Annotated in this window: 10 protein-coding genes; 2 read left to right on the top strand and 8 right to left on the bottom strand. The window is 74.8% G+C overall.

Annotated elements, in window-relative coordinates; all coding sequences use genetic code 11:
• Positions 1 to 156: 156 nt before the first annotated feature.
• From HIR71_RS09375 to HIR71_RS09345, 7 genes are all read right to left on the bottom strand, one after another.
• Complete coding sequence (locus HIR71_RS09375; protein ID WP_169324802.1) at positions 157 to 1,542, bottom strand: aminotransferase-like domain-containing protein; 1,386 nt, start codon at positions 1,540 to 1,542, stop codon at positions 157 to 159.
• A 139-nt stretch (positions 1,543 to 1,681) separates the two neighbouring features.
• On the bottom strand, positions 1,682 to 2,014 hold the full coding sequence (gene trxA / locus HIR71_RS09370; protein WP_169324801.1) for a thioredoxin: 333 nt from the start codon (positions 2,012 to 2,014) through the stop codon (positions 1,682 to 1,684).
• Positions 2,011 to 3,009 (bottom strand): thioredoxin-disulfide reductase, encoded by a 999-nt coding sequence (gene trxB / locus HIR71_RS09365; protein WP_169324800.1) that lies wholly within the window; start codon positions 3,007 to 3,009, stop codon positions 2,011 to 2,013. The genes trxA and trxB overlap by 4 nt, the downstream gene beginning before the upstream one ends.
• Before the next feature lie 141 nt (positions 3,010 to 3,150).
• A complete protein-coding gene (locus HIR71_RS09360) occupies positions 3,151 to 5,367 on the bottom strand; it encodes a protein kinase family protein (RefSeq protein ID WP_169324799.1) in 2,217 nt (738 codons plus the stop codon).
• 107 nt (positions 5,368 to 5,474) lie between these two features.
• Positions 5,475 to 7,223, bottom strand: a complete 1,749-nt coding sequence (murJ, locus tag HIR71_RS09355; RefSeq protein ID WP_169324798.1) for a murein biosynthesis integral membrane protein MurJ — start codon at positions 7,221 to 7,223, stop codon at positions 5,475 to 5,477.
• Positions 7,220 to 9,757, bottom strand: a complete 2,538-nt coding sequence (locus tag HIR71_RS09350) for a DUF6049 family protein (protein WP_169324797.1) — start codon at positions 9,755 to 9,757, stop codon at positions 7,220 to 7,222. The genes murJ and HIR71_RS09350 overlap by 4 nt, the downstream gene beginning before the upstream one ends.
• Positions 9,754 to 10,302, bottom strand: coding sequence for an NUDIX hydrolase (locus HIR71_RS09345; RefSeq protein ID WP_169324796.1), 549 nt, complete (start codon positions 10,300 to 10,302; stop codon positions 9,754 to 9,756). Before HIR71_RS09345 ends, HIR71_RS09350 begins: the two co-directional genes overlap by 4 nt.
• A gap of 139 nt (positions 10,303 to 10,441) precedes the next feature.
• On the opposite strand from HIR71_RS09345, the gene HIR71_RS09340 reads away from it, so the two are divergent.
• Together HIR71_RS09340 and HIR71_RS09335 are read left to right on the top strand one after the other, a co-directional pair.
• The gene (locus tag HIR71_RS09340; RefSeq protein WP_169324854.1) at positions 10,442 to 11,908 is read left to right on the top strand and encodes a CCA tRNA nucleotidyltransferase; all 1,467 of its coding nucleotides are present in this window, start codon (positions 10,442 to 10,444) and stop codon (positions 11,906 to 11,908) included.
• Entirely contained in the window at positions 11,905 to 12,498 is a 594-nt protein-coding gene (locus HIR71_RS09335; RefSeq protein WP_169324795.1) for a pyrimidine dimer DNA glycosylase/endonuclease V, read from the top strand. Before HIR71_RS09340 ends, HIR71_RS09335 begins: the two co-directional genes overlap by 4 nt.
• Here HIR71_RS09335 and HIR71_RS09330 read toward each other — a convergent pair.
• Positions 12,482 to 13,777, bottom strand: a complete 1,296-nt coding sequence (locus HIR71_RS09330) for an MFS transporter (RefSeq protein WP_169324794.1) — start codon at positions 13,775 to 13,777, stop codon at positions 12,482 to 12,484. The two genes, HIR71_RS09335 and HIR71_RS09330, sit on opposite strands and share 17 nt — an antisense overlap.
• Positions 13,778 to 13,897 lie beyond the last annotated feature (120 nt).

The following is a 13,897-nucleotide window of genomic DNA, read 5'->3' as shown; positions in this document are numbered from 1 at the left end:
GTTCCTCACTCGGGACGGGGTCGGCTCAGGGCGGGTCTGGGAGAGGTCGGGGAGAGGTCGCGACGGTGCGGCGCACGCGGCCGGGTGGGGGGCATCGTCACCAGGGCCCGGGGTCGTCGGGGGCTGGCGTCCGCGTGGACCATGACGACCGGGTCCTCAGGTGACGTCCGGTCCGGGCTGCTGGACGTCGTCGCGCCGGGGGGCGACCGTGGCACCGAAGAGCGAGACCAGCTCGCTCTCGCCGGAGACGACGCCGGCGAGCCTGCGCACGCCCTCACGGATCCGGTCGGGGGTCGGGTAGCAGAACGACAGCCGCATGTGGTCGCTGCCTTGACCGTCTGCGTAGAACGCCGTGCCCGGCACGTACGCCACGCGCGCGGTCACCGCGCGGGGAAGCATCGCCTTGGCGTCGAGCCCCTCGGGCAGCTTGACCCACGTGTAGAAACCGCCGTCGGGCACGGTCCAGGACGCGCCGGGGAGGTGCTCGGCGAGGGCCGACACCATCGCGTCGCGCCGCTCACGGTAGAGCTCACGGAAGGCCTTGACCTGACCCTTCCAGTCGCAGGTCGAGAGGTACGCCGAGATGGCGAGCTGCGACGCGTTGGACGGGCACAGGATCGCCGACTCGCTCGCGAGGACCAGCTTCTCGCGGACCGCGTGCGGGGCGACGGCCCATCCCACGCGGTAGCCGGGGGCGAAGGTCTTGGAGAACGAGCCGAGGTAGATGACGCCGTCGTCGTCGAGCGCGCGGAGGGCCCGGAGCGGCTCGCCCTCGAACCCGAGGAGCCCGTAGGGGTTGTCCTCGAGCACCAGCACGCCGTAGCGCCGCGCGATCTCGAGGATCTGGGGCCGCCGCTCGGCCGACAGCGTGACGCCGGCGGGGTTGTGGAAGTTCGGGACCGTGTAGAGGAGCTTGACGCGGCGGCCCTCGCGCGTCAGCGCGGCGAGCGACTCCTCGAGCGCGGCCGGGATCAGCCCGTGCTCGTCGAGCGGGACGTGCACGACGTCCGCCTCGTACGCCCGGAACACACCGAGCGCGCCGACATAGCTCGGCGCCTCCGCGACGATGACGTCGCCCGGATTGATGAAGATCCGCGTCACAAGGTCGAGGGCTTGTTGCGAGCCGGTCGTGACGACCACGTCATCGGGATGGGCGTCGATCCCCTCGAGGCGCATGACCTCGAGGATCTGCTCGCGCAGAGTCTCGTCGCCCTGCCCCGAGCCGTACTGGAGCGCCGTCGTGCCGCGCGTGGCGATGACGTGCTGCGTCATCTCGGCGAGCGCGTCCAGGGGGAGGCCCTCGAGGTACGGCATGCCACCCGCGAGCGAGACGACCTCGGGACGGTTGGCGACCGCGAACAGCGCACGGATCTCGGAGGCGCGCATCCCGTGCGCGCGCTCGGCGTACGAGCCGAGCCAGGGATCGAGCCGCGTGCCGTGCCCGGCCTCGGGCCGGTCGCTGCGCGAGGTCGGGAGGACGACAGGGTCGGCGGCTGCCTCGTGGGGAGGCTGCGCACCCGCCCCGGGCGTCTGGGGAGTCATCCCGCGAGTGTCCCACGCAGCGGACCGGTGCTCGCGCCCAGGACCATCCCTCGACCCGCCCGTGTCGCGCGGACCACGGTGCGGGCCGAAGACGAGCGCGGGGGCGACGGCCCCCGAGGTCCTGTTCCGGCGCGGAGCCTCAGGCCAGCGCGAGCGCCTTCTCGATCTCGCCGACGAGCACCGGCTTGGGCCGCGCACCGATGAGGGTCGAGACGATCTCGCCATCCTTGACGAAGTGCATCGTCGGGATCGACACGATGCCGTAGTCGGCCGTGACCTGCGGGTTCTCGTCCGTGTTGAGCTTCACGACCTTGACCTTGCCGGCGTACTGGGCGGCCAGCTCGTCGAGGATCGGCGCGACCTGACGGCACGGTCCGCACCACGGCGCCCAGAAGTCCACCACCACGGGGATGTCGGATTCGAGGACCTCGGTCCGGTACGTGGCGTCGGTCGCGTGGACGGGGGTGCTCACAGTGCTTCCTCCAGGGCGGCGGGGATGTCGGACGGGGACGCCGGGTCGACGTGCGCGAGCTCGGCGAGGTAGTTCTGGGCATCGAGGGCCGCCGAGCAGCCGGTGCCTGCGGCGGTGATGGCCTGGCGGTAGGTGTGGTCGACGGCGTCGCCGCACGCGAACACCCCCGGGAGGTTGGTGCGGGTGGTGCGGCCCTCGACCTGGATGTAGCCGTTCTCGTCGAGGTCGACCTGCCCGACGACGAGCTCGGTGCGCGGCACGTGGCCGATCGCGACGAACAGCCCCCCGGCGGCGACCTCGCGCTCCTCGCCCGTGACCGTGTCGCGCAGCGTCACCCCCGTGACCTTCGCGTCGCCGTGGATCGCCGCGACCTCGCTGTTCCAGGCGAACTCGATCTTGGGGTTGGCCTTCGCGCGGTCGGCCATGATCTTCGAGGCGCGCAGCTCGTCGCGGCGGTGGACCATCGTCACCTTGGAGCCGAAGCGGGTCAGGAACGTCGCCTCCTCGACGGCCGAGTCGCCGCCGCCCACGACCATGATGTGCTGGTCGCGGAAGAAGAACCCGTCGCAGGTCGCGCACCACGACACGCCGCGTCCCGAGAGGCGCTTCTCGTCCTCCAGACCGAGCTCGCGGTAGGCGGAGCCCGTGGCCAGGATCACGGCATAGGCGGTGTACTCCTCGCCGTTGCCCGTGCGGACCCTCTTGACCGGACCGGTCAGCTCGAGCTCCGTCGCGTCGTCCCACAGGATCTCCGCGCCGAACTTCTCGGCCTGCTTCTGCATCGACTCCATGAGCTCGGGCCCCAGGATGCCGTCGGGGAAGCCGGGGAAGTTCTCGACGTCCGTCGTGTTCATCAGCGCGCCACCGGCGGTCACCGATCCCGCGATGACGAGCGGGGCGATCCCGGCACGCGCCGCGTAGAGGGCGGCGGTGTAGCCGGCGGGTCCGGACCCGACGATGATCAGGTCACGCGGGGCAGTGGTCTGCTCGTTCACGACAGTCCTTCGCTGGGTAGTGGCCCGGGCGGGTGGCCCGTGGGCGACCGTCCACAAGAACGATCGCCCGGACGGATCTGTTCCTCCGCGCAGTGTGCCAGCCCCCGGGGCCCGGCGGCGTCCTGTCCATGCACGAGCGCGTCAGGAGACGGTGACCTCCGCCAGCTCGATCCGGTTGCCGCCGTCGTCGGCCGTCGGCAGCGCGGTGAACCAGAGCACGAGCTGCTGCGTCTCGGTCGGCTCGGGGAGGGCGAGGACGGTGTCCGGGCCGAGCTCGGCCTCCGCGAGAACGGGTCCAGCCGTCGGGGTGGCGGGGTCCGTCGCGCGCAGCTCGACCCGACCTCCCGTGCCCCTGACCTGCAGCGTCACCTGGTTGACGACGGCGGGCTGGGTCAGCGTGACGGCGTAGCCCACGCCCTCCTTGAGCCCGCCGAAGTCGGCGTTCTTGTACGTCCGGGTGTACCAGACCGTGCCGGGGTCGCCGTCGATCGCGAGCGCGACGGCCTCGGGGTGCTCGTTCTCGTCGCCGTCTGGCGGCGGGTCGAGCTGCTGCCCGGAGGCGATGAGCGGTGCCGCGCCCGGATCGGGCGAGGACTCCGGCTCCTGCGCCGGGACCTCGTCCTCCGTCGGTTCGTCCGCCGGCTGCTCCGCCGGTGCGCTCGCGTTGGGGTTCGGGTCGGCCGCCGGAGCGGGGCTGCCGTCCGGAGGGCTGGTGAGCGCACGGAAGGCCAGGAAGAACCCGACGAGCAGCGCGACGACGACGACGGCGAGCACCAGCCGCGTGGGGTCGAACCGCTTGGTGGTGATCGCCTCACGGGCGGCCACCAGCTCGTCGAAGCCGCGGCCCTGGCTGCCTGGCCCGCCGGAGCCTGGCCCGCCGGAGCCCGGCCCGCCGGATCCGGACCCGCCGGAGCCGCGCCCTGCCGGGGAGGCGCCTGTCGGCCGCGCCTCGTCGGGACGGAACGGTGACGTCTCCTGCGCCGGGGGAGGCGGCGGGGCGGCGGCCCGCGCGGGCGGTCCCGCGGGCTGCGTCCGGGCGGTCGGGACGCGGGGGGTCGTCTCCGACACCGAGGTCTCGCCGCGCTGCACCTGCGGCTCGGTCCCTCGGGAGCCAGGCGCCGCCCCCGCACCCGCGGTCGCGGCCACGGCCGCTGCCGTGCCGACGTCCGTGCCGACTCCCGTGCCGACTCCCGTGCCGACTCCCGTGCCGGCGCCGAACGCGCTCTGTCGCGGCGGGATCGCCGGTGGCGGGGTGCCGGGCCGAGGGTCGGCGGCCGGCTGGGAGGAGAAGACGGACCGGACGGACTGGCGCTGGACCACGCCGGGAGTCGCGGAGCCCGCCCCGGTGACCGCTCCTGCCTCTGCTCCTCCTCCTTCCGCGGCTTCTGCTCCGGCTTCTGCTCGGGCTCCGGTTCCGGGTCCGGTCGGCTCGGCGGCGACCTGCGTCGCAGCGCCGGCGGCGGTCAGCGCCGCGGTCCTGCCGTCGCGCGCACCACCGGACGGGCTCGCCGCCAGCAGGTCCACGGCCCGGATGGCACCCCACGGCTCGAGCTCGCGCACGAGCTCGGCCGGGCTGTGCGGCCCGTCGTCGTGCGCTCCGAGCGTGACCGCGCAGAGCGTGTCGAGGTCGTTCGGGATGCCGGAGACGAGCTCCGCGGGCGCGACCGGTCCGCCCTCGAGCACGGGCGCCGCGGGGAGCAGGTCCACCGCGTGCGCGCCGTCACCCGCCGTTGCGGTCCCCCCGCCGCCACCTGCACCGCCAGCCCCGCCGCCGCCCCCACCCAGGCCGGCGACCCCCTCGGGCCATCGTCCGGTCAGCGCGGCGTAGAGCAGCGCGACGAGTCCGACGGTGTCGGCGCGGGTCGTGGCTCGGGCGTCCCCGGTGTGCTGCCCGAGGAGCGCGGCGTCGACGGCCAGACCGGTGAGGCGTACGCGGTCGTCGGGCGTGAGGTGCAGCACCGACGGCCGGAGCGCGAGGTGGTGGACGCCCCGCCGCCGGGCGGCTTCGAGCGCAGCAGCCGCCTCGCCGACGACGGCGCGCGCCTGGTCAGCGGGAAGCGGGCCGTTGCGTGCGACGAGCTGGGCGAGGGAGGGTCCGGTGACCTGCTCGGTGACGACGTAGGCGACGGTCTCGTGCTCGCCGACGTCGAGCACGCGGACGAGGCGGGCGTCGGTCACGAGCGCCGCGCGCCGCGCGGCGTCGAGCGCCTGGGGAACGTCGCCCTCGGCGAGGACCGTGACGCGCACGGGACGGTCCAGGATCTGGTCGGTGGCGTCCCACGAGGTGGATCCGCGCAGGTCCGAGGGCGTGGGCTGGAGCATCCGGTACCGTCCGGCCAGCAGCGTGCCTCGTCCCACGACGGTCTCCACCGGGCCTCCCGATCGCTCGTCACGCTCGCGCGTAGGTCTGGGTCACGTGATCCGGACCCGCGGCCCGGGCACCGGCGAACGCCGGTCGGGCCATGCTACGCGGCGCGCCGGATCCGCCGGAGGAGCGGGCGCGCGAGATCGGTCAGCTCGCTGACCCGCATCAGCCTCAGCAGGCCGACGTACAGCCCGGTCATCAGCACCCCCACGACGGCGGCCACCACGAGCGACCGGGCCGGCCCGGCGTCGTGCAGGCCGCCGATCGCGTGGACCACCGCCCACCCGGCCGCGGCCGCGACCCCGGCCGCCACCACCGCGCGCGCGTGCAGCCGCAGGACCCGCGCGCCGTCGACCCCACCGATCCGGCGTCGGAGCAACGCGAGCGCGACGACCGCTCCCAGCAGGTACGACACCGACATCGACAGACCCGCGCCCGCGACCCAGTACCGCGGCGCGAGCACGGCCTGGGAGAGGAGCGCGCCGGCGACGACCACGAGCGCCATGCCGACCTGGATCGGGACCATGCTCTTGGCGTCCTCGTACGCGTAGAACACGCGCTGGGCCATCGACCACGCGCCGAACGCGGGCAGGCCGACGAGCATGGCGACGACGACCGGCACGATCGCCGAGACGTCCTGCGCCGAGGCGCCCGGCTGCAGCACGCGGACCAGCGGGAAGGCCAGCACCATGATCACCGACGCCGCGAACACCGTGAAGATCCCGACCGTGCGCAGCCCGAACGACAGGTCGCCGCGCACCCCGGCGTCGTCGTCGGCAGCAGCGCGCGCGGACAGCCCGGTGAAGAGCGCCGTCAGCAGCGAGACCGTGACCAGCGAGTGCGGCAGCATGAAGATCAGGAACGCGTAGTCGTAGACCGCGTTGCCCGCGAGGCCCGCCGCGTCGCCGCCCGCGTCCCTGACCGCTGTGGCCACGCGCGTCACGACGAGGACACCGAGCTGCCCGACGACGAGGCCCGCGAACGTCCACCCTGCGACCCGGCCGGTCGTCCGGAGCCCCATGCCACGCAGTCCCCAGCGCGGGCGGTAGCGAAAGCCCATGCGGTACAACGGCACGAAGAGGACCAGCGCCTGCGCGACGACGCCGAGCGTCGCGGTGCCCGCGAGCAGCGCGACCTGGGCACCGGTCCACGCGGTGGGGTCGTCGATCCCGCCCCCGTTCTGCTCGTAGGTGCCGTTCACCGCGAGGAACGCCCCGAGCCCGGCGATCGCGATGACGTTGTTGACGACCGGTGCCCACATGAACGGGCCGAAGCTGCCGCGAGCGTTGAGCACCTGGCCGACGAGCGTGTAGATGCCGTAGAAGAGCACCTGGGGAAGGCACCAGTAGGCGAAGAGGACGGCCAGCGCGGTCACCGACGGCCGGAAGTTCGAGTAGAGCTCCACGAGCACGGGCGCGGCGAGCGTGAGGACGGCGGCGAGCGCGGCGAGCAGGGCGGTGCCGAACGTGAGGAGCCGGTTGACGTACTCGTGCCCGTCGGGTCGCCGGTACGCGCGCACGACCGCCGGGACCAGGACGGCGTTCAGCACCCCGCCGGCGATCAGCAGGTACAGGATGTTCGGCACCTTGTTGCCGAGCGCGAACGCGTCGGCCGCGTTCCCCGTCACGCCGATCGCGTACACGAGCAGCGCGCCGCGCACGAAGCCCAGCACGCGGGACACCGCGGTCCCGGCCGCCATGATCGACGCGTGGCGCCCGACGGCGTCGCGCTGGGCGGCGGAGGTGCCGGCCGGTGTGGCGTCGGTGGGGGTCGCGTCGTCGGGCAGGGCGCCGCGCGCCGACGTCGCGTCCTCGGGTGCGGTCCCGTCCGCGGGTGGCGGCGCGCTCATCGCGTCTCCTCCGGTGCTCGTTCGTGGGGCGCCGCGTCCTCGGGCGCTTCGGCCAGCTCGGCGAGCTCCTCCGCGCTGGCACCGCGCCGTGCCGTCTGCCCGCGCCTGATCGTGCGGATGATCCCGATCACGAGCAGCACGCCGAGCAGGCCGGCGAGCACGGCCGTCCCGACGTTCTCCCAGTCGGCGTTCACCCGCACGGTGAACGCCGACGGCGCGGTGAGCGGCGCGCCGTCGGGCGCCAGCAGCGTCACCTCGACCCGCACGTCCGCGCTCCCGATCGCCTCGTACGGGATCCGCGCCTGGATCTCGGACTCCGCCGGTACCGTCACGGTCCGGGTGCCGTCGACGACGAGGAGCCGGCTCTCGGGCGCAAGCGCCACCTGCACGGTGACGTCCTGGTCGAGGTCGTTGCGCAGGCCGATCGGGAACGTGCCCTGCTCGCTGATCACGTTGAGCTGGCTGCCGGGCAGCACCGAGACCGCACCCTGCCGGGAGCCGAGCGCGTCGACCACCTCGCGGACGACGTCCGCCCGCCCGGCCGGCTCGCTCCGCCACGCCACCGCGAGCGGGCTGAGCACCCGGACGTCCGCGTCGCCGATCAGGGCCGCAGGGTCTGGGACCGCGGAGGAGAGGCTCGCGAGCCGGGCGCGGGCGGTCCGCAGGTCCGTGATCGCACCGGGCGCGAGCTCGCGCTCGTCGACCGACCGGGCGGGCAGCGAGGTGCGGTCCACCCCCGGGTCGACCGACCCGATCAGCGTCGACACGGGCGTCATCGCGACCCACGGCGCGTTCGCCAGGGCCTCGAGCTGCGCGCGGGCGAAGGCCACGTCGGGGTCCCAGCCGCGCCCGGGCGCGAGCAGCACGTGCCGGGTGTCGTTGGGCCGCTCCTTGGTCACGACCGCGGTCTCCGCGAGCATCCGCTGCGCCGCCGTCGCCGGGGTCGCGGCGACGGGATCGACGAGCAGGCCCGTCAGGGTCGGCTCGGCGACGAGGGCGGCGACCGGACCCGCCGTGGTCGGGACGGTCGCGCGGCCGGTCGGCGTGTAGCTCAGGTCCTGCGGCGCGAGCCCGTCGCCGCCCACGACGACGACGCCGCGGCCCACCAGGGCGCCGAGCGCCACCGTGGCCTTGTCGGGCACCGGGTCGGCCGGCCACGCGAGGTCGGTGCGTGGCGTGGTGCCCAGCAGCGGCATCGGGGTCGTCGCCGCCAGGGTCGTCGCGGTCGCCGTCACGTCGAGCGCCTCGGCGTGCGCGAGGGCGGCGAGGTCCGGGTCGAGGTACGGGAGCGCGAACACGTCCCGCCCGGGTGCGGCGATCGACAGGCCCAGGGCGAGCGCGCGGGCGCGCGCGACGTCGACGGGCTGCTCCCGCGCGGTGTCCGTGTCCTCGGGCGGCTGCGTCGGCTCCGCGCCGCCGGGGGTGCCCGTGCCGGTGCCCGGCTGCGTGGCCCCTGCGAGGGCTGCGAGGACCGCCGGGTCGACGACCCAGGCGACCTCGGGACGGTCGCCCGTGGCCCGCACGAGGCGGTCGAGCCGGTCGACGGTGCCCGGGGAGAGTGCGGTGACGGCTCGGTCGGTCGCGGGGGTGCCGCCGGGGCCGACCGAGCCGTCGCCCCCCGGTGTGGCCTGTGCCGTGTCACCGGTCGTGTCACCGGTCGTGTTCCCGTCCGGGGCCCCCTGCGCACCGTCGGTCCCGCCCGCCGACGGCGTCCCTGTCGCGCCGGCCGCGAGGACGCCGGCGCTCGCGGCGGCCGCCTGTGCGGGACCGACCGTCGACCCGGTGAAGGGCACGGCGACGCTCACGCGCGTCGAGGTGACCTGCTCCGTCGGGAGCCAGAGCACGAAGGTCCGGTCGAGGCCCTGGCGGCGCCCGGCATCGGTCAGCTCGACCGAGATTCCGCGCGGGCCCCACGCCTCGGCCGCCCCCGAGAGGCGGAGTGCGGACGCCGGGACGCGCAGCTCGACCTCGGCCTCCGCTCCCGGGACGAGCGGTCCGGGGAGTGCGACGGGCTGACCGACCGACGTGCCGGCAGCGGCGTCGGTGTCGGCGTCAGCCCACTGGTCGAGGGTGCTGCGGGTCGAGAGGAGGAACCGGCTGATCCTGAGTACGGCGCGGGGCTCGGCGAGGTCGCGCTCGCCCGTGTTGCGGAGGGTCGCGCGGACGACGAGCTCGTCGTCGGGGCGCAGCACCTGCGGCGTGACGGCCGTGACCTCGACCTTCGCACGCGGGGACGCGGCCGCGCCGTCGTCGGCCGATCCGGCGGTGCCCGAGGCGCTGGGGCTGGGCGTCTGGCTGGGACTGGACGTGGGGCTCGGGCTGCTCGCGGCGCTCGCGGCCGGTGCCCCGCCGAGCAGGGCCAGGGCGAGGAGCGCGACGACGAGGCGGCCCGCTCGAGCCAGCCGGCCCGCTCGAGCCAGCCGGCCCGCTCGAGCCAGCCGGCCCGCTCGAGCACGGGTCGTGCGCAGCGGGCGGGCCGGCAGGGCGTCCCGGAGAACGGGGCCGACGGCGGTCCGGGTCGCGCGGGCGCTCATGCCTCGCGGACGAGCACCACGTGTGCCGCCACGGCGAGCCGTCGTTCGTTGGGGTAGGCGAGCCGGTTCGTCAGCTCGCTCAGCGGCACCCACTCGGCGTCCTCCGCCTCACCGTCCGGGTCACCCTCGACGGTCAGCGTGCCGCCGAGGGCGTCGAGGAGGAAGTGGTGGACGACCTTGTGCACCCGGCGGTCGTCACCCGTGAACCAGTAGTCGATGGTGCCGATGGCCCGGACGACCTCCCCGTGGATCCCGGTCTCCTCGGCGATCTCGCGCACGGCCGCCTGCTCGGGCGTCTCGTCGCCCTCGAGGTGTCCCTTCGGCAGGCACCACTCGAGCCTGCCGGCCCGGTTGCGGCGCGCGATGACGGCGGCGTGGTGCACGCCGTCGATCACGGCGACGACCAGCCCGCCGGCCGATGTCTCGTCCACCACGGGGAGCGCGGGTGCGACGCCGCGCGCCGCCGAGGGGTCGATCCTGAGCGCGTGCCCCCCGGGCGGCGCGGGCACGCCGGGGAGGCGTGGGTGTGGCGCAGCGCTGGGCATGCGGCCACTGTAACGACACGCTCACCTGCCCTTCGTCCCCCGCCGGACACCGCGTGGTCACCGTGTGGACAGCCCGTCACGGGTTCGACGCTCCACCCGCGACCCGCATCTGGCACGCTTGGACGTCGTGCCTGACCCCATGAACACGCCCGAGCCCGGAGCGCCGACGCTCGTCGCGCTGCAGCGCCGGGCGATCGGCGTCCTCGCGGAGCTGACCCCCGCGGCGCGCGAGCTCGGTGAGGCATTCGCGCGCGCCGGGCACGAGCTCGCGCTCGTCGGCGGACCGGTGCGTGACGCGTTCCTCGGCCGCGTCAGCGCCGACCTGGACTTCGCGACCTCCGCGACGCCGGACCAGACCCAGGCGATCCTGGCCCGGTGGGGGGACACCCACTGGGACATCGGCAAGGCGTTCGGCACGATCGGTGCGTCGCGTCGGCGGGGCGGGGCGCAGGTCGTCGTGGAGGTGACCACGTACCGGACCGACGCGTACGAGGCGTCGTCGCGCAAGCCCGAGGTCGTGTTCGGGGAGACCCTCGAGGGGGACCTCTCGCGGCGCGACTTCACCGTCAACGCCATGGCCGTCAGGCTGCCGGAGCTCGCGTTCGTCGACCCGTTCGGCGGCCTCGCCGACCTCGCGCGGCGGACGCTCCGCACTCCGGTCACGGCGCGCCAGTCGTTCGACGACGACCCGCTGCGCATGATGCGGGCCGCCCGGTTCGCGTCGCAGCTGGGGTTCGACGTCGACGCCGAGGTGCGGGCCGCGATCACGGAGATGAACGAGCGCATCACGATCGTCTCGGCCGAGCGGGTGCGCGACGAGCTCAGCAAGCTGCTCCTCTCCGACCGCCCTCGCCGCGGGCTCGAGGTGCTGGTCGAGACAGGGCTCGCGGATCACGTGCTCCCCGAGCTGCCCGCGCTGCGGCTCGAGGTCGACGAGCACCACCGGCACAAGGACGTCTACCAGCACTCGCTCACCGTGCTCGAGCAGGCGATCGCGCTCGAGACCGGGCCCGACGGGCCGGTGCCCGCTCCCGACCTGTGGCTGCGGCTCGCCGCGCTGCTGCACGACGTGGGCAAGCCGGCGACCCGCCGCTTCGAGCCGGGCGGCGGCGTGAGCTTCCACCACCACGAGGTGGTCGGGGCCAAGCTGGTCGCGCGCCGGCTCAGGGCGCTGCGGTTCGACAAGGAGACGGTGCAGGCGGTCGCGCGCCTCACGGAGCTGCACCTGCGGTTCCACGGGTACGGCGAGGGCAGCTGGACCGACTCGGCGGTGCGTCGTTACGTGACCGACGCCGGCCCGCTGCTCGAGCGGCTCCACCGCCTCACGCGCTCGGACTCGACGACACGCAACCGCCGCAAGGCCGGGCGGCTCTCCGCCGCGTACGACGACCTCGAGACCCGGATCGCCGAGCTGCGCGAGAAGGAGGAGCTCGCGGCGATCCGGCCGGACCTCGACGGCGCGCAGATCATGGAGATCCTCGACATCCCGCCAGGCCCGGTGGTGGGGCAGGCGTACCGTCACCTGCTCGAGCTGCGCCTGGACCGCGGCCCGCTCGCCGAGGAGGAGGCGCGCGCCGCGCTCCTGGAGTGGTGGTCGGCCCGATGAGGCTCTGGTCGGTGCATCCGCGGTACCTCGACCGGCAGGGCCTCACGGCGAGCTGGCGTGAGGGCCTGCTCGCGCAGAAGGTGCTCGCCGGCGGGACGAAGGGCTATCGCAACCACCCGCAGCTGCAGCGGTTCCGGGCCGCGGGCGTGCCGCGCGCGCCACGGGCGGACGGAGACCCGGTCGGCGTCGCCGCCTCCGCAACCACCCCCGCCACCACCCGGGGTGAGGTCCTCGACGTCGTGCCCGACGACGTCGCCGGGCCGGCCGTCTGGGCGTACCTGCATGCGGTGCTCGCCGAGGCGACGGCGCGGGGGTACACCTTCGACGCGGCCAAGATCGAGGGGCCGCTCGACCCGGAGCTGCACCTCGAGGTCACGACGGGGCAGCTCGCCTACGAGTGGGCCCACCTGCGCGCGAAGCTCGCGCTGCGCAGCCCCGACGTGCTCGCGCGCTGGCAGGAGGTGACGGTGCCCGAGGCCGGGCCGTTGTTCGTCGTCGTGCCCGGGCCGGTCGCCGACTGGGAGGTCGTGGCGGCCTCCGCCACCGGTGCGGCGCCGGGGGAGACCGGCGGCGTCAGGCCGCCGTCGTGACCGGTGACGCGCGGGCGGACCTCGCCCGGTACACGAGCGCGGCCACGAGGTAGGCGGCACCGAGACCGCCGAACACCAGCGGCGAGTACCCCGAGTCGGGAAGGACGAGCGCGGCGAGCGCCGCCGCACCGACGAACGCCGCGTTGTACAGCACGTCGTAGAGCGCGAACGCACGCCCGCGATAGGCGTCGTCGGTGTCCCGCTGCACGATCGTGTCGACCGCGATCTTCGCCCCCTGCGCCGCGAGGCCCAGCACGACCGCTCCCGCGAGGAGCGCCCAGCGCGTGATCGTCAGCGTGAGCAGCAGCTGGCTCGCCGCCGCGAGCAGCAGGCACACGACGATCCAGCGGTGCGGGCCGGTGCGCGGGCTCAGCACGGGCGTCAGCACGACGGCGAGCGCGAACCCCACCGCGGACGCCGCGAGCACTGCGCCGAACGTCGCGAGACCGGCCGACGCGTCGGCCGGGTCCTCGAGCAGGTTCCGCGAGATGAGGATGCTCGCGATGAACACCATCCCGTACAGGAACCGGTGCGTGGCCATCACGGTGAGGGCGCGGGCAGGGGTGCCGCGCTCGCGGAGGTGGCGTGCGCCGTCGACCAGGCCACGGCCCAGGGCACGGAGCTCGCGGACGAGCGTGGCGGCGTCGGCCCGGGCCTCGGGTCCGAGGAGGTCCTTGCCCACGCGGAGCGCGAGCGCAGCGGCCGCTCCGAACACCAGCGCGGCGGCGGTGAGCGCGACGGCGTCCTTCGCGCGGCCGGGCTCGAGCAGCAGGCCGAGCGCGAACCCGAGGGCGCCGCCGACGCCGGCCGCGGCCGCTCCGAGGGTCGGCGTCACGGAGTTGGCGGTCAGCAGGAGCGGGCCGTCGACGACGCGCGGCAGCGACGCCGAGAGCGCCGAGAGCAGGAAGCGGTTGACGGAGAGGTTCACCAGCGCGAGCACGTACACGGCGGGACCGACCCCGGTCGTCACCAGGAGCCCCGCGATGACGAGCGTGATCGTGACCCGGACGACGTTGCCGTAGAGCAGCACCTGGCGACGCCGCCAGCGGTCGAGGAGCACGCCGGCCCAGGGACCGACGATCGTGAAGGGGAGCAGCAGCACCGCGAAGGCGGTGGCGACGCCGGTCGCGGTGCTCGCGCTCTCGGGGGAGAAGAAGAACAGGGTCGCGAGGCCGACCTGGAACAGGCCGTCACCGGTCTGGCTCACGAGGCGGACCGCGAACAGCTTGCGGAAGTCGGGGAGACGGAGCAACGCCCGGAGGTCGGCGATCACCTGCACGGCGTCACCGGCCGCTGATCGTGGAGTTCGGGGTCGGCCAGCACCCGGTCAGGCTACGCGGAGCGCGTGGTGAGCCCGGTCCGGCGGGACAGGCGCGTGTGAGCCGAGTCGCGCCGCGAC

It is taken from the genome of Cellulomonas fimi (genome assembly GCF_012952065.1).
GTDB classification, from domain to species: domain Bacteria; phylum Actinomycetota; class Actinomycetes; order Actinomycetales; family Cellulomonadaceae; genus Pengzhenrongella; species Pengzhenrongella fimi_A.
Note: the sequence above shows the minus strand (reverse complement) of the source record. Positions and strands in the feature narration are given on the sequence as shown.